The sequence below is a fragment of the Nostoc sp. DedQUE05 genome (genome assembly GCF_034530955.1).
Taxonomy (GTDB): Bacteria; Cyanobacteriota; Cyanobacteriia; order Cyanobacteriales; family Nostocaceae; genus Nostoc.
Genome location: NZ_JAVRCB010000038.1, coordinates 67599 through 85141, shown reverse-complemented (window position 1 = coordinate 85141; position 17543 = coordinate 67599). Strand labels below are relative to the sequence as shown.

13 protein-coding genes are annotated in these 17543 nt (G+C 42.3%); 11 read left to right on the top strand and 2 right to left on the bottom strand.

The features are described 5' to 3' along the window. Positions 1-191: 191 nt before the first annotated feature. The 6 genes from RMZ42_RS25055 (at position 192) to RMZ42_RS25030 (ending at position 9677) form a co-directional block, all read left to right on the top strand. Complete coding sequence (locus RMZ42_RS25055; RefSeq protein ID WP_322673958.1) at positions 192-599, top strand: thiol-disulfide oxidoreductase DCC family protein; 408 nt, start codon at positions 192-194, stop codon at positions 597-599. Between the two features lie 385 nt (positions 600-984). Beyond that, positions 985-2832 (top strand): malto-oligosyltrehalose trehalohydrolase, encoded by a 1848-nt coding sequence (gene treZ / locus RMZ42_RS25050; protein WP_322673957.1) that lies wholly within the window; start codon positions 985-987, stop codon positions 2830-2832. Between the two features lie 636 nt (positions 2833-3468). Beyond that, the gene (gene treY / locus RMZ42_RS25045; RefSeq protein WP_322673956.1) at positions 3469-6267 is read left to right on the top strand and encodes a malto-oligosyltrehalose synthase; all 2799 of its coding nucleotides are present in this window, start codon (positions 3469-3471) and stop codon (positions 6265-6267) included. 174 nt (positions 6268-6441) lie between these two features. Next, entirely contained in the window at positions 6442-7953 is a 1512-nt protein-coding gene (locus RMZ42_RS25040; RefSeq protein ID WP_322673955.1) for a trehalase family glycosidase, read from the top strand. Between the two features lie 169 nt (positions 7954-8122). Further along, positions 8123-9046: a DUF6615 family protein gene (locus RMZ42_RS25035; protein WP_322673954.1), complete on the top strand. Its 924-nt coding sequence runs from the start codon at positions 8123-8125 to the stop codon at positions 9044-9046. Positions 9047-9107: 61 nt separating this feature from the next. After that, complete coding sequence (locus RMZ42_RS25030; RefSeq protein WP_322673953.1) at positions 9108-9677, top strand: Uma2 family endonuclease; 570 nt, start codon at positions 9108-9110, stop codon at positions 9675-9677. A 184-nt stretch (positions 9678-9861) separates the two neighbouring features. Here RMZ42_RS25030 and RMZ42_RS25025 read toward each other — a convergent pair whose 3' ends face one another. Continuing rightward, positions 9862-10014 carry a hypothetical protein gene (locus RMZ42_RS25025; protein WP_194041182.1) on the bottom strand — a complete coding sequence of 51 codons (153 nt, stop codon included), beginning with the start codon at positions 10012-10014 and terminating at the stop codon, positions 9862-9864. Positions 10015-10468: 454 nt separating this feature from the next. Between RMZ42_RS25025 and RMZ42_RS25020 the strand changes: the two genes are divergently transcribed. The 5 genes from RMZ42_RS25020 (at position 10469) to RMZ42_RS25000 (ending at position 16357) form a co-directional block, all read left to right on the top strand. Next, positions 10469-11884: a nicotinate phosphoribosyltransferase gene (locus RMZ42_RS25020; RefSeq protein ID WP_322673952.1), complete on the top strand. Its 1416-nt coding sequence runs from the start codon at positions 10469-10471 to the stop codon at positions 11882-11884. 4 nt (positions 11885-11888) lie between these two features. Beyond that, positions 11889-12488, top strand: a complete 600-nt coding sequence (locus RMZ42_RS25015) for a nicotinate-nucleotide adenylyltransferase (protein ID WP_322673961.1) — start codon at positions 11889-11891, stop codon at positions 12486-12488. Continuing rightward, positions 12449-13195, top strand: coding sequence for an NUDIX hydrolase (locus RMZ42_RS25010; protein ID WP_322673951.1), 747 nt, complete (start codon positions 12449-12451; stop codon positions 13193-13195). The genes RMZ42_RS25015 and RMZ42_RS25010 overlap by 40 nt, the downstream gene beginning before the upstream one ends. A gap of 87 nt (positions 13196-13282) precedes the next feature. Then, complete coding sequence (locus RMZ42_RS25005; protein WP_322673950.1) at positions 13283-15001, top strand: NAD+ synthase; 1719 nt, start codon at positions 13283-13285, stop codon at positions 14999-15001. 462 nt (positions 15002-15463) lie between these two features. Next, the gene (locus tag RMZ42_RS25000; RefSeq protein WP_322673949.1) at positions 15464-16357 is read left to right on the top strand and encodes a peptidoglycan-binding protein; all 894 of its coding nucleotides are present in this window, start codon (positions 15464-15466) and stop codon (positions 16355-16357) included. A 451-nt stretch (positions 16358-16808) separates the two neighbouring features. Here RMZ42_RS25000 and hemJ read toward each other — a convergent pair whose 3' ends face one another. Then, on the bottom strand, positions 16809-17390 hold the full coding sequence (hemJ, locus tag RMZ42_RS24995; RefSeq protein WP_322673948.1) for a protoporphyrinogen oxidase HemJ: 582 nt from the start codon (positions 17388-17390) through the stop codon (positions 16809-16811). Positions 17391-17543: the final 153 nt, after the last annotated feature.

Sequence of the window (17543 nt, the reverse complement as noted above, 5' to 3'; positions counted from 1 at the left end):
GATATAGCAGTTGCCAGGTAGATTAGGACATAATGACAAGCGTAAATCTCAGGAATAGCAAGGTTTTTACCTCCTGCCTCCTGCCTCACTTCTCTACGAGAGGCTGCGCCAACGACTACGCTCAGTGACCACCTGCCTCCTGCCTCCTGCTATACATCCGATAATTCAATTGCCAAAGAGCCATTATTTTTATGAATTACTTTGTAATCTACGACGGGAATTGTAATCTCTGCGTTACCCTAGTGCAATTGCTAGAAACCTTAGACCAAGGAAAGCTGTTTCGCTACAGTCCCATGCAAGATGAGCAGACAATTTTACAGTGGGGAATTTCAGCCCAAGATTGCGAACAGGGAATGATTTTAATTGATGGCAATGCCCCTCAAAGACGTTGGCAAGGCAGTAATGCAGCAGAAGAAATTGGGCGGTTATTGCCAGCAGGAAGTATATTTGTAGACGCTTATCGAGCATTACCGGGGATGAAATGGGCAGGCGATCGCTTTTACGAGCAAATCCGCGATAACCGCTACGCAATCTTTGGTAAACGTTCTAATACATATCAATCATCGTACTGTGCAGATGGTAGCTGCAAGCCAACTTAAGCTCAAATGCTTGCCCCACATACGCTTTACCCCACCCCAACCCCTCCCCTTGGCAAGGGGAGGGGCGGTTTTGGCTTTAGATAAAACCGGGGTGGGGTGACGCGGATATTGATGGTAAACGAGTGGATTTAATATCAGGTGATTATAGAGCTTTCACGTGAAGTTGACACCAATGCTTCTGCCCCCTGCCTCCTGCCTTCTGCCCCTTTGGTCATTAGACAGAGTTTATTTTAGTCAAAAATCCCCCTCCAGATGCTAGCAAAATGTCTGCTAGACCAACCATTATGCTATCTGGCGTCTTTGTAAACATTGTGCAATCAATGACATTTGCGATCGCGCCATACCATAATTTGGCACAACAAAGAATCTGACGGGAGGATACTGCGTGAAAATTGGTGCTCAATACTTAGGTAACGGAGAGTGTGAATTTACAGTTTGGTCTCCGCTATTAGATAGCGTCACGGTAAAAATTTTGACGCCAGAACAGCAGTTAATTCCCCTCAAGCCTCAATCTGAGGGATACTGGCACACGAAAGTCAACGATGTGTATCCGGGTACGCTTTATCGGTATGTCTTGAATGGCCAAGACAACTTTGCCGATCCGGCGTCGCAGTATCAACCGGAAGGGGTACATGGGCCGTCGCAAATTGTCGATCATGACTTTGAGTGGACTGATGAAGGATGGGCGGGCATTCCTGTAGAGTCGATGATTTTCTATGAAGTTCACGTTGGGACATTCACGCCGGAAGGAACTTTCACCGCCATTATTCCCCGTTTACCAGAACTGAGAGAACTGGGAATTAACGCCATTGAAATCATGCCGATCTCCCAGGTTCCGGGAGACACTCATATTGAAGCATCTCTGGCATACCGCAACTGGGGCTATGATGGCGTTTATCCTTATGCTGTCCAAAATTCCTATGGTAGTCCAGCCGAACTCAAGCAACTGGTAAATGCTTGCCATCAAAATAATATCGCCGTTGTGCTGGATGTGGTGTATAACCACTTTGGGCCGGAAGGCAACTATATGAGTCAGTTCGCGCCCTACTTTACTAAAACCTATAAAACGCCGTGGGGCGAAGCAATGAATTTCGATGATGCCCATAGTCAGGGTGTGCGAAATTATTTTATCGAAAATGCGCTTTACTGGTTGGGCGAATTTCACATTGATGCATTGCGGCTGGATGCCATTCAAGCAATTTATGACTTGGGAGCCAAGCATTTTTTATGGGAATTGGCGGAAGCAGTTCATCATTTCTCACAACAAGGACAAAGATGGAAACGCCATCTGATAGCCGAAAGTGACTTGAATAATCCGCGAATAATTCGTCCAGCAGAATTGGGTGGATATGGACTCGATGCTCAGTGGAGTGATGATTTTCACCACGCATTGCATACACTGTTGACAGGCGATCGCCAAGGATATTATCAAGATTTTGGGAAATGTGCCGATCTAGCAAAAGCTTATAGCGATACTTTTGTCTACGATTGGAAATACTCGCCCGATCGCAAACGATTTCATGGCTTATCTTGCCGCGATCGCCCTTTGTCACAGTTTACAGTCTGTATTCAGAATCACGATCAAATCGGCAATCAAATGAAAGGAGAACGCCTCGGCCAGAAAATCTCTTTTGAGGGATTGAAATTAGGTGCTGGGGCTGTGCTGCTATCGCCCAACTTACCCCTGTTGTTCATGGGAGAGGAATACGGCGAAACTGCACCCTTTATTTACTTTGTCAGTCACTCCGATCCAGATTTAATTCAAGCAGTTCGAGCCGGACGCAAACAAGAGTTTGAAGCATTTCACTTCGCAGACGATCCCCCAGATCCAGAATCATCAGAAACTTTCCTCAAGTCTAAACTTAATTGGGAATTACGCAATCAAGGAAAACACAAAATTCTCTGGGATTGGTATCGTCAGTTAATTAATTTACGGAAGACACATCCAGCCCTGCTCAACCAAGACCGCAATTTCATCGAAGCAACTAGCGATGAAGAGAAAGAGATAGTCATCGTGCGGCGTTGGTGCGAATCGAGTGAAATAATATTTGTGATGAATTTCAATTCGTCGGCAGTGACAGTAACTTTGCCGTTTGAGCAAAATGCTAATAAATTGTTGGACTCTGCTGATACCTCATGGTCTGGGCATGGTTCTGAAGCTGCTGAACATCTGTCTGCGGGCCAAGAAGTGAAATTGCAACCTACTAGTTTAGTACTCTATGAAAAAGGATGAGGGAGATAGTTAGAACTTAAAGTTTCAGCCTTATAACCTCAAGGTTCGAGCAAAAAGGCTTAATGTTTGAGCATAAAGGCTTAAGGTTCGAGCATAAAGGCTTAAGGTTCGAGCATAAAGGCTTAAGGTTCGAGCTAAAAGGTTGTTTGAATAATGGTTGGCTGCGATCTTAGGCACTTATCGATCTCCCCTAACCCCCCTTAAAATTTACCCCACCCTAACCCCCTTTAAAATTTACCCCACCCTAACCCTCCCCTTGTAAAGGGGAGGGAACTAGATTTTCTGTTTCCCCCCTTTACAAGGGGGGATTAAGGGGGGTAACACCTTTTTGCTACCGAGAAGAGGACTTTTCAAACATCCTCTAAACTCGACTTTATCCAAAATTAAGAACTTGCTTATCTTGATACGGCAAAAACCCTAGCTTTTTGGCAAAAACTTTTTCCATGTCACTGATTATCGGTTAAATCTAAAAAGTAAAACTACCGTCCCACAAAGGTTTCAGTGTCAGGTTTTGGGTTTCGTAAAAATGGATAAAGTCGAGCTAAAAGGTTCAACGTTTAACCTCAAAACCTCATCTTCCACCCTGCGGGAAGCTAAAGCTACATCCCCCTTACTCCCCACTCCTACTAAAAAAATATGCGAATTCCCACCGCCACTTATAGAATTCAGTTTACACCTCAGTTTGGCTTTGACAACGCCAAAGCGATCGCAGCTTATCTAGCAGATTTAGGTGTTTCCGATTTATATGCTTCCCCCATTTTCAAAGCACGATCCGGGAGTACGCACGGCTACGATATAGTAGATGCGACTCAACTTAACCCAGAACTGGGAACTAATGAGTCCTTTGATGCATTAGTTGCTGAAGTTCAATCCCTTGGTATGGGCTGGTTACAAGATATTGTGCCCAACCACATGGCCTATAGCAGCGAAAACGATTACTTGATGGACGTATTGGAACACGGCCCGGATTCCAGCTATACCGACTACTTCGATCTTTCTTGGAATGCTCCCTTTGGCGATCGCCAAGAGCGAATTCTGGCTCCTCTGCTGGGAGATTTCTATGGTACATCCCTGGAAAACGGACACATTCAACTGCAATACGAACAAAACGGTTTAACCGTCAACTATTACAGCTTAAAACTGCCACTGCGGCTAGAATCTTATACAAAATTTATCAGCCATAATTTAGGTAAACTCACGCGCACACTGGGACGCAATCATCCCGATTTTATTAAACTATTGGGGATTCTCTATATTCTCAAAAGTGTACCCTCAGAAGTTGCCGGAAAACAGCGACAAGACCAAATTGCATTTATTAAAGGATTGCTTTGGGAACTCTACACCACAAATGATACCATCCGCGAGTTTATTGACGAAAATCTCCAAACATTCAACGGAGAACCCGGTAATTCAGAAAGCTTTAACCTCCTAGATGAATTACTGAACGACCAGTTTTACCGCCTCGCCTTCTGGAAAGTTGGGGCGGAAGAAATGAATTACCGTCGTTTCTTTACTGTCAATGAACTGATTTCCGTTAAGGTTGAAGAAGTGCGGGTTTTTAATAATACCCACAGCCTAATTCAGAAACTAGTTGAAGAAGGCAAATTTACTGGTTTACGGATTGACCATATTGATGGACTTTATAACCCAATCCAGTATCTCGAAAGACTGCAAGAAAAGATGGGAGATGTTTATATCACCGTCGAGAAGATTTTAGAACTCACCGAAGAGTTGCCGGAAAACTGGGAAATAGAAGGTACGTCTGGATATGACTTTTTAAATTATGTAAATGGCGTATTTTGTCAAACGGAAAATGAATCATCCTTCGATAAAATTTACCAAAACTTTATCAGTTCCAGAGCAGATTATGCATCGGTAGTAAAAGATAAAAAGCACCTGATTTTAGAAAAGAATTTAGCAGGTGATATTGACAATCTGGCTCTTTTGTTAAAGAACGTTTCCAGCAAATATCGCTATGGCAATGATTTTACACTGAATGGATTAAAAAGAGCGATCGCCGAAGTTTTGACACTGTTCCCAATTTACCGCACCTACATTACGCCCGATGGAATTGGAGAAAGCGATCGCGCTACCATTCAAGAAGTAATTAGCCAAACCAAAGAACAAGTGCCACTGTTGCAGAATGAACTGACCTTTATTGAAAAGTTAATGCTGCTAGAGTTTGATAATTCTCTGACTCAAACAGAACGCGAACAGTGGATATATTTTGTCTTGCGAATGCAGCAATACAGCGGCCCGCTAATGGCCAAAGGCGTAGAAGATACCACATTATATGTTTACAATCGGTTGCTGTCGCTGAATGAAGTCGGCGGAAATCCCGGCCACTTTGGCATCGAATTAGCCAAATTCCATGCCTTTAACAAACAGCACCAAGCAACCTGGCCTCACACAATGAACACCACAGCCACCCACGACACCAAGCGCGGCGAAGATGTGCGGGCAAGGTTGAATGTCCTCTCAGAAATCCCCGATGAATGGGATCAGCAGGTAAATACCTGGAGTGCCATGAATCGAGGACATCGTAGCCATCGCCACGGGTTTGCGATGCCCGATCGCAACGACGAGTATTTTCTCTATCAAACCCTAGTAGGGGCGTTTCCCTTTGCCGAACACGAACATGCATCCTTCGTGGAACGGGTGAAAGACTATATAATAAAAGCAATACGAGAAGCGAAGGTGCATACAGCCTGGTTACGACCTGATAGTGAGTATGAAGAAGCTTGTACCTCCTTCATTGAGAAAGTACTCGATCCTGCTATATCCGGGGAATTTCTAGAAGCGTTTCGTCCATTTCAACAGCGAATTGCAGATTATGGGATATTCAATTCCCTTTCCCAAACTTTACTGAAGATTACCGCACCCGGCGTACCCGATTTATACCAGGGAACAGAACTTTGGGAACTGAGTTTAGTCGATCCAGATAATCGCCGTCCTGTGGATTTTGAACAGCGACGTACTTACTTAAGCGCCATCCGCGAACAGGTCAAAACAGACATTTTGGGACTAATTCAGGAGTTACTAAACGACAAAACAGACGGCAGAATCAAACTGTTTTTAACGGCTCAATTACTCCAAGCCAGAACAAACTATGTCTCATTATTCCAGGACGGCGATTATTTACCGTTAGAAGTTCAGGGAACCTACGCCAATCATATTATCGCCTTTGCACGGCGGGAGGGGAATCAAACAGCGATCGCGATCGCGCCCCGCTTTTTAACCAGCCTCATCCAGCCAGGAGACAATCCTTTAGGCGAGTCAGTTTGGCAAGATACGCACCTGCAACTACCCCCTGGAACTTCCCCCACTTGGAAAAACGTCCTAACTCAGCAACCCTTACAAACTACAGAAACCCTATCAATCGCAACAGCCCTTACCCATTTCCCAGTTGCCCTCTTAATTAGCACTGCCGAGTAAAAACAAAAATCTTGTCCCACGCAGAGAGAACCCTGTAAAACCTCAGCGTTCCTCTGCGCTTCCCTTGGCATAGATACGTAATCGAGTACTCAAATCACTCCCACCTGTAAAACCTCAGCGTTCCTCTGCGTTTCCCTTGGCGTTCCTTTGCGTTAAAAAAACAATTCTGTAATTATGACCCCAACACTTACCACAGCACAGATTGAAGCTGTGCGCCTCCACATTAAAAAAATGTGGAAAACTTTAACGCGATCGCACGAACACTTATTACAATCTGCCAAGGATACCAAACTAGACCATAAAAGAGAAACTCCCTGGATTGTCTACATTTCCCCTTCAGAAGATTGTCCCAACATTCAGACTGTATTGGAGCGATCGCTATCTCCAAAAGATATGCAACAGCTAGAAATTCGCACTTTGCCAGCAGAAGCAGAAGCGATTAAACAGCATGGGTTACTATACCTACCAGGGCCTTATGTCGTACCAGGTGGTCGCTTCAACGAAATGTATGGCTGGGACAGCTACTTTATATTGCTAGGACTTTTGCACGATGGAGAATTGGAGCTAGCACAAAGTCAAGTCGATCAATTGTTGTACCAAGTACAACATTACGGCATTATTCTCAACGCCAACCGGACTTATATGCTGTCGCGATCGCAGCCCCCTGTCCTGAGTATGATGGTCTTGGCGTTATTCCAGCACACCCAAGATGAAGAGTGGTTAAAAGCAACCGTACCTCTGTTAGAGCAATTTTATTATTACTGGGTAGTACCGCCCCACCTGAATGCTGCAACCGGCTTATCCAGATTTTATGCCTTTGGGGAAGGCCCAGCGCCAGAAGTTTTGTTTTCCGAGCGAGATGAAGAGGGAAAAAGCCACTACGATCGCGTCAAGGAATATTACCAAACCTTTGAGGTTGAAGATTACGATGTCAATCTTTACTACGATCGCGAAAATGACAAACTGACCAATCTATTTTACAAAAGCGATCGCACCATGCGCGAGTCTGGTTTTGATATCACCAACCGATTTGGCCCTTTTAGTGCTGATATTCTCCACTACGCTCCTGTGTGCCTCAATAGTTTCTTGTATCAGGTGGAACAAGACATGGCGCAAATTAAGCATATTCTGGGGAACGAACAATTGGAACAAAAATGGAGCAATCGCGCAGATATCCGCCGCGACCGGATCGATCAATTTCTCTGGGATGAAGAACAAGGATTATATTTCGACTATCATTTCCAGAATGGAAAACGCCGCCGCTACGAATTTGCTACCACGTTCTATCCTCTCTGGCTGGGAATTGCTTCTCCAACTCAAGCCAAACGCGTCGTAGAAAATCTCTCTTTGTTTGAAGCCCCAGGCGGAATTTTTACCAGTACTCGTGTCACCGGCAATCAGTGGGATGCTCCCCTTGGCTGGGCACCATTGACATTAGTTGCAGTCCTTGGACTTCACCGCTATGGGTATCATACAGAAGGCGATCGCATTGCCAACAAATTTTTAGCTATGGTAGTTAAAGAATTCGAGCGTCACAATACCCTAGTTGAGAAATATGATGTTGAACGCTGTTCTGCCAATGTTTCTGAAGAAATCTGTTTTGGATATAGTTCTAACGAAGTTGGTTTCGGCTGGACAAATGGAGCGATTCTGGAACTCTTAGCAATCGGCGATCGAAAAGTTTAAATAAAAGGGTGTGAGAAAAACCTCACGCCTTAAACTTACTTGCTTTTTTCAATGTCATTTTTTTGCCCACCATAGCAAACACCCTACAATGAATCTCCAAATATAAATGATTAAGTTTAGGCTTGTTTAGGGAATACTAAAACTGTCTATTACTTTTTGAATTTTAAATATGCTCCCAACCTTATGTGATACTTTCAGAAACTGCTCAAAAGAAACATGGGATATGCTTGCCAAAGGACGTGATTTAGATCATCAGATTGGAGAAGAAACTTTAACAGATATAAATATTCTTAAACTAAAATCTGAGAAAAAACTGGAAATTTATAATCATAAATTTACTAAACATAAAGAAGGATCAAACGGTGCAGATTGGGAGTGGTGGTTTACTGGTGCTAGCAATAAATGGATAGGTTTTCGAGTGCAAGCTAAAGTTGTAGATTTTAAAAACAATTCTTTCAATCATCTGTATTACTACAAAAAAACTAAAAGTAAAAATAAGGTATATCAATGCGATCTTCTTATAGAAAATGCTTCAAAAGAAAAGAATTCACCTATCCCTTTATATTGCTTTTACTCTAACTGGAATGACTCAAAATCTAGTAAAGAGTATCTAAAATACAACCCTATAGAAAAAGAAAATAGCTATGGTTGTTCCATTATTTCTGCTTTCATAATTCAACATTTACGGAGCAAAAAAAAAGAACCAAAACATCTTACAGATTTACTAAAATATATGCAGCCGTGGCATTCTTTAGTATGTTGTCATGGAGATAGCTCAGACGATTTACCAAGTAGAGTTTTGGAATCTTGGAGAAACTCTATTCTCCAAACTGAGAGTTTATTTCTCAAAAGATTTGACGTAAGTATTTCTCAAAAATTGAAGAGTATGCCAAATAATTATCAAAGAATTTATGATGATTTGCATCTAAGTGATGTGCCACCTAAACATGTACAACTACTGCTTAATAACGATTTAGTAGAGCTACCTGACTCCAATCTGGGACAGGTTACAATCATAAAAGAACGGAAGCAACTAACATATAGTAGATATGAGGGAGAACGTATACGAAAGGAGCTACTTGAACTACTTTAATATGTTGGGTGAAAGAATTACTTGGGAACTAGCAAGCACCAAATCATGAGGAATAATCACAATGGTTCAATCAGTCTCAAAAGTTCTAACCGTTGATGAATTTATTAGCCTTTACAGTGAGTGCGATCGCTATGAACTAATTGATGGTGAATTAATCGAGATGGAACCAACCGGGCCACACGAGCAAGTATCTGCATTGATTGGGCGAAAGCTGAATGTAGAAATCGATCGTCAGGATCTAAGCTACTTTATTCCCCATCGCTGTCTAATCAAACTCTTAGGAACAGAAACCGCTTTTCGTCCCGATGTGATTGTGTTAGACCAAACTCAATTAATTAATGAACCATTATGGCAACAACAACCTGTAATTACATCAGGAAACTCAATAAAACTGATTGCTGAAGTTGTCAGCACAAACTGGCAGAACGATTATGCCCGTAAAGCCGAAGACTACGCCCTGTTAGGAATTCCTGAATATTGGATTGTTGATTATTTAGGTATTGGTGGCAGAGAATATATTGGTAAACCCAAACAGCCAACGGTGACAATTTGCAGCCTAAGAGAGGATGAGTATCAAAAACAATTATTTCAAAACAACGATCGACTTATCTCTTTAATCTTTCCCAACTAGCAACTAACGGCACAACAAATATTTTCGGCTGGACAATCTGTTATTAAGTAGTTTATGTCAATCGCAACGCAACTATAGCAATCCTATTTGATTGCTTCTCCACCGAGAAAATCAGATCCCCGATTTATTGAAGAAGTCGGGGATCTTTTTGTTCATAAATATTTTTCACATACCGGATCGGCATCTACCAATTATCATCTCTATCTTCGTCGTAAGGCTCACCTGTAAAAGGTTGTACGCCAACAGCAGGATAAGCATCATCCGTAGGGCCAAAAATCCGCATTGCAGCTTCAGAAATATACTGGGTTATGTTCGCAATGATTTTGGAAATATCCATAATATTGGACTCCTTCTTTTTGAGTCGCTTTAATAGTGATGCTTATACTCTAATCCTAATACTCAAGCCTTGCTCATATTCTCAATATATTGAGAATATATGCAATGTTTATTCAGATAACTTTGCAATACTTTAGCTTGTCAAAAAGTCAAACTTTTCTCTTCGATTCTAATTGTAACATATTTGTTTCTTTCAACCCATTTGGAAAAAGAGCGAAGCAAAACAAACTTTCTCTGACTGGATATTATTTCCCTTGATTAGCCACCCGATTTAATTAACATTATTGCTAGCCATTACTATTAAAAAATATTAAGTATTTGATGAAGTTAGTATTAAGCTACCGATAAATCTACTGTTATACGGCAATCTCAGACAATATACTTGCAGGGAGTTGACATTATTTATGGTAAATATTACCATAAATAAAAGAAGCATCTTGTAAGGAAGCTCTTGCATGACCACTTTGCCAGATTTGGACTATGTATATAAACAGCAAAGCCAGCAGAACCCGGAACTTAACCTTTCTGCCGATGACTACAGCTTGCTGACCGACCTTTACCAGTTGACGATGGCAGCTTGTTACACAGGCGAAGGTATAGAACAACGACGGGCAAGCTTTGAATTGTCTGTCAGACGGTTGCCAGAGGGTTTTGGTTATTTAATTGCAATGGGGCTGACGCAGGCATTGGAATATTTAGCCAAAATCCGCTTTAGTTCCGCGCAAATTGCGGCATTACAGGCAACGGGAATTTTTGCTCACGCAGGCGATCGCTTTTGGTCGCTTTTAGCTGAGGGAAAGTTCACGGGTGATGTTTGGGCAGTACCAGAAGGGACAGCTGTGTTTGCCAATCAACCACTGTTGCGGGTGGAAGCACCCCTTTGGCAAGCGCAACTAGTAGAAACTTACCTGCTGAATACGATTAATTACCAGACTTTGATTGCCACAAAAGCAGCCCGGTTGCGGGATATAGCAGGGGAATCAGCAACACTTTTAGAATTTGGCACCAGACGAGCATTTAGTCCCCAAGGGTCTTTGTGGGCAGCACGGGCGGCGTTGGCGGGTGGGTTAGATTCCACTTCCAATGTGTTAGCAGCGCTACAACTGGGACAACAGCCAAGTGGTACGATGGCACACGCCTTAGTGATGGCATTGTCAGCAATAGAAGGCACTGAAGAACAAGCTTTTATTGCATTTCATCGCTATTTTCCGGGCGCGCCATTGCTGATTGATACTTACGATACCATTGCTGCTGCCCAGCGCTTGGCCGAAAAAGTAAATTCCGGGGAAATGCAATTAACAGGAGTGAGATTAGACTCAGGAGATTTAGTTACCTTATCAAAACAGGTGCGATCGCTCCTTCCCGGTGTGCCAATTTTTGCCAGTGGTGATTTGGATGAGTGGGAAATTGCCAGATTAAAAGCTGCTGGGGCGCAAATTGATGGTTACGGATTGGGGACGCGATTAGTTACAGGTTCGCCTGTCAATGGAGTTTATAAACTTGTAGACATTGATGGCATCCCAGTCATGAAGCAATCGAGTAGTAAAGTTACTTATCCAGGACGCAAGCAGATTTTTCGCTCGTTTACGGGAGGTAAGGTAAAAGCAGACAGGTTGGGACTCTTAGATGAAAGTTCCCTGGAAGAAGAACCTTTGTTGCAGTTGGTAGTGCAAGAAGGTGAACGGGTGCAGCCGTTGGAATCGTTGGCAACAATTCGTCAGCGTACCGCCGCCTCAGTTGCTAGTTTGCCACAGGAAACACGGCGTTTGCACGATCCTGTCTCGGTGCAGGTGGAAATTTCTGAGGGGTTATGGGTGTTGACGGAGGAGACTAAGAAACGAACCGCAAAGGACGCAAAGGACGCAAAGTAAGATGATGAGAGTTGCTTTGTTTGGTACTAGTGCTGATCCACCAACTGCTGGACATCAAAAAATTCTGAGTTGGTTGTCTGAGCGTTATGATTGGGTAGCGGTTTGGGCGGCGGATAATCCGTTTAAGTCTCATCAAACACCCTTGGAACATCGGGCGGCAATGTTGCGACTGTTGATTGCGGATATAGACACGCCACGGCACAATATTGCTTTGGAACAAGAATTGAGTAGTTTCAGAACGCTGGAAACAGTGGAAAAAGCCAAGCTTACTTGGGGTGAAGACGCTGAATTGACGTTGATCGTTGGTTCAGATTTACTGACTCAGCTACCACGTTGGTATCGCATTGAAGATTTGTTACAGGAAGTGCAACTACTGATTGTACCGCGACCCGGATATGTAATAGATGAGTCTAGTTCAGAGGTAGTGCAAAAGCTGGGAGGGAAAATTGCGATCGCTAGTCTGACCGGTCTAGATGTTTCCTCAACAGCGTACCGCGAACATAGAGATCCCCAAGCCCTCACAGCCCCTGTAGTTGCCTATATTAATCGAGAGCATTTGTACGAATGCCAGGACGTTCACCAAAAAAGATACCAACTCCGTTAAACCAACAACCTTTGGCCGATTTCAAGGTTGGTGTGGATAATGTAATTTTTTCTGTAGATACTGTACAAAATCGGCTGTTAGTTCTACTAGTAATGCGGCAGCAAGAACCATTTTTAAATCATTGGAGTCTTCCCGGTACTTTGGTACGTCCAGGAGAGTCTTTAGAAGATGCCGCTTATCGCATTATGGCGGAGAAAATTAAGGTCAATAATCTCTATTTAGAACAACTCTATACATTTGGCGGGCCACATCGCGATCCACGGGAAGCAACTGATAGTTATGGTGTGCGTTATTTATCAGTTAGTTACTTTGCCCTAGTGCGATTTGAAGAAGCCGAATTGATTGCCGATCGCATGACTGGCATCGCTTGGTATCCGGTCAAACAAGTGCCGCAATTAGCTTTTGACCATAACGAAATTCTGGCTTATGGGCATAGGCGGTTACGAAATAAATTAGAGTATAGCCCAGTGGCTTTTGAAGTCTTGCCAGAGATGTTCACATTGAATGATTTATATCAGTTATACGCCACAGTTTTAGGTGATAACTTTTCCGATTATTCTAATTTTAGAGCGCGTCTACTCAAGTTAGGTTTTTTATGCGATACCGGAATTAAGGTATCACGGGGTGCTGGTCGTCCGGCTAGCTTGTATAAGTTTGATGCGGAAGCTTTTGCTCCCTTAAAAGATAAACCTTTAGTGTTTATTTAATCAATCACTTTTCAGAGTCAAAAGTCCTGAGTAACCTATTTTGACCCTTGACTAATGACAAATGACCAATGACTAATAACAAATAATATGAAAATTGCGATCGCTCAAATTAATCCGACAATTGGTGATTTGCTTTTAAATGCCCAAAAAATCCTGGAGGCGGCACAACGAGCAGCATCTAGCGGTGCGCGTTTGTTGTTGACCCCAGAACTTTCTCTATGTGGCTATCCACCAAGAGATTTATTACTAAATCCTAGTTTTGTGGAAGCGATGGGCATCACTTTACAAAATTTGGCTGAGGATTTACCACCAAATTTAGCTGTGTTGGTAGGAACTGTTGAATCGAATATCAAAGCAGATATTAGTGGCGGTAAAAGTTTATTTAACAGCATGGCTTTGTTAGAAAATGGTACAGTCAAGCAAGTTTTTCACAAGCGACTTTTGCCTACTTACGATGTCTTTGATGAACGCCGTTATTTTGAAGAAGGCTTGCAAGCCAATTATTTCACTCTCGATAATATCCATATTGGCGTAACTATTTGCGAAGATTTATGGAACGATGAGGAATTCTGGGGCAAACGTAGTTATGCAGTAAATCCGATTGCTGACTTAGCAATTTTGGGTGTAGATTTGATTGTAAATTTGTCTGCTTCTCCCTACACGGCTGGTAAGCAACAGTTTCGTGAAACCATGCTTAGGCATAGTGCAATACGTTTTCAACAACCAATGATTTACGCTAATCAGGTTGGCGGAAATGACGATCTAATTTTTGATGGGCGTAGTTTTGCCTTAAATCGTCAAGGTGAAATTATCTGTCGCGCCCGTGGTTTTGACACTGATTTAGTAGTAGTAGAATTTGATGAAACGCTGCGTGATTTGCAGTTGGGTTCTGTAGAACCGATGTATGAATCGGAAGATGAAGAAATTTGGCAAGCTTTGGTTTTGGGTGTGCGAGATTACGCTCGTAAGTGCCGCTTTTCTAAAGTAGTGTTGGGTTTAAGTGGCGGGATTGACTCGGCCATAGTAGCTGCGATCGCCACGGCTGCACTTGGTAAAGAAAATGTCCTCGGTGTTCTCATGCCTTCCCCTTACAGTTCCGAGCATTCCATCAGTGATGCTGAAGCATTAGCCGAAAATTTGGGAATTAAAACTCATCTTTTACCAATTGGCGAGTTAATGCAAGGCTTCGATCGCACTTTAGATGATTTGTTTGCGGGTACGGAGTTTGGACTAGCTGAAGAAAATATCCAATCTCGGATTCGCGGTAATTTATTAATGGCGATCGCTAATAAATTTGGCTATCTGCTTTTATCTACCGGTAACAAGTCAGAAATGGCAGTTGGTTACTGTACTCTCTACGGCGATATGAATGGCGGTTTAGCAGTAATTGCAGATGTACCTAAAACCCGTGTGTATTCACTTTGCCATTGGTTAAATCGCCATAATGAAATCATTCCGCAAAACGTCTTGACTAAAGCACCCAGCGCCGAACTCAAACCAGGCCAAGTCGATCGAGACTCTCTACCGCCTTACGAAGTTTTGGACGATATTTTGCAACGCCTGATTCACAACCACCAATCAGCAGCACAAATTGTTGCAGCCGGTCACGATGCGGTAATTGTAAACCGAGTAATTCAAATGGTGGCGCGGGCTGAATTTAAACGGCGACAAGCACCCCCCGGTTTAAAAATTACCGATCGCGCCTTTGGAACCGGTTGGCGAATGCCAATTGCTAGTAACTGGGTTGGTATCAAAAATGCTTACCAGACTAAAACCACAGCTACACCTAACCTTAGTTTGTTGTGATGGACAAAATGCTCATCCACAAATCAAGTAATTAGTTATCAAACCTCTTCCTGTCTTGAACTTTTATTAAAGTCTGTCCTTCTCTGAGGCGAAGAGGGACAGGTTTTACATTCTTCGTTAAAAGTCGTGTGATTTATCCGTAAACGGTAATGATTTTGATTAATGGACGAGAGGGATAGCTACATTGAAGGTGAAATTGTCTAGTTAAAAGGGCGTAAATCTAGCTGTCGGAGACATTGCTCAACCTCTGAACTCGAACCATATTACCGAAAAAAATTTAATAGATGTCGCCAATAAATAGTTTTTTCTTCAGTGTAATATCTGTGAATTTTTGTGTGCTTAATCATAAATTAATAGTAAAAATTGTGACATCATCTTTTAGTCAAGAGTATAGTTTCAAACAACATCAATTTTAAAAATGATGTTTATACTTAGAAGTAAGTAAATGAAAGCAGGTGCATAATGAAACTACAAGATTTCTTGGGAAAAGATGAGAAATGGTCATTTGATGCGATCGCAGAAGATGCAGACTTGGCTCGTCAGATTCAGATATTGTTAATCGGCTTAGGTTTGCTGGAACCTCCAGCTGATGGTAAATTTGGCCCTGTTTCTGTCATATCTCTCAAAAAATTTCAAGAATTAATAAAGACTGAAGAGAGTGGTTTTTTAGGAGCAGTCACAGCCAAGAAACTAATCGAAACCAAAATAGACGATCTTCCTCAACCCCCCTTAAAACTAGGCAATGACATCGCTAGTAAGATTGTGAAATATATGTTAGCCAAAGGTTATCAAGTATTTACCAATCCCAAAGAATACAACATTGTTTATGTAGAGGGTATCAATGGAGACTGGACTCTCAACAGTGATACACCCAATCAATTTAACGATCGCCGGATTGTAATTGAAGTAGTAAATGGCGTTCCCAAAATCGTAGATCACTGGGAAGCTACTACAGAACCAGGGAAGTACTACACTTACAATCCGATGAATCCCAAAGGAGCAGCTAGGATTCAGTTTGGACAATACAAAGCTTGGGCTGTGGGTACTCACGGTACAGCCGAGCCTCATGAAGCATTAGTGCAAGTTGGAGATATAACAGTTTGTAGAGATTTCAACCAAGATTTTAAACGGACTGGCGACAAACTTGATACAGGTGATAATTTTTATGTGAATCAACACTACGGCTTTGATTTCCCCCGAAATGATATTCGCCTTGCTAGTGCAGGTTGTTTAGTGGGACGTAGCCGTGAGGGACATAGAGAGTTTATGGCAATTATTAAACAAGACCGACGTTATGTCGCTAATCGCAAATATACTTTTTACACTACCGTCATTCCTGGAGATGATTTACTGTAAACGTTTACAGGATGAGGTAATGATTATATTAGTAGCATTCATTAGACCTGCCTTGAAAATAAGGCAGGAGGCAGGAGGAAAAGACATTTTCATTGTTCCTTGTGAGCGCAGATCATGAAGTTTCTTGCAAAAATCCTTGAATCACGCCCTACAGTGTACACAACAAGTCTAAAATAGCTGAAAAACCCAAGGTTTTACCCCACCCTAACCCTCCCCTTATAAAGGGGAGCCACTGCGTTGGACGGGTTTCCCGGCTTGAAGCAAGTGGCGTGAGGGAACGAGATCAACGAGAAAACAATGGAAAATCAAGCTTTTTTCGACTTGTGTGTACACCGTAGGGATAAGGGGAGGGTTAGGGTGGGGTATTTTTGTACTTCATTAATTTACAATCTGCTGTATTGTTGTGATGCGAGATAAAGTAAGGTAGCACAGCTGGGCTACCTTACTTTGTCTAACTTTGTTCTTGTGGTTGCCCTATCTGTGCCGTCAATTTCTCTTTATCCTGCCTGCGTTTTTTGGCGTAAAGTTGAATAGTGACTGCCATCAAAATAATCATGGCGAAAATAGCCCAAGCAGCCATATCTGTAGGTAGATTATTCTTAAACACAGCCAACAAAACGATCGCTACTAACATAACTGTAGGCGCTTCATTTAAAGCACGTAATTGCTGACTATTCCAGCGACATTCATCTACTGCTAATTTCTTCATCAGCCGAGCGCAGTAATGATGATAGCCAATTAAAAGCGCCACAAACAGCAGTTTGATATGCAACCAACCCTCTTTTAAAACGTCCGGTTCAGTGGTTAATAAACCGATGGCCATTGCGATCGTCACAAACATTCCTGGGTTAGTGATGATAGAGTAAAGGCGCTTTTCCATAATTTGATACTGATTTTTCAGTATCGTTCGTGCTGGTTCAGGTTCTTCGTTCGCTTCAACGTGATAGATAAAAAGACGTACTAAGTAGAATAAACCAGCAAACCAAACTACAAATCCGACAATATGAAAGGCTTTAAACCATGAATAAGCCATGAATCATAATTTCCTTTACTTGTAATGGTAATAACAAAGTAGTCAGGAGCCAGAATTCAGAATTCAGAATATTCCACCTGAAAAAGGATGGACTTTTAACAAGAAATAACATTTGAATTCTGCCACTCAATCTTCTATTTAGTGGGCTACAAT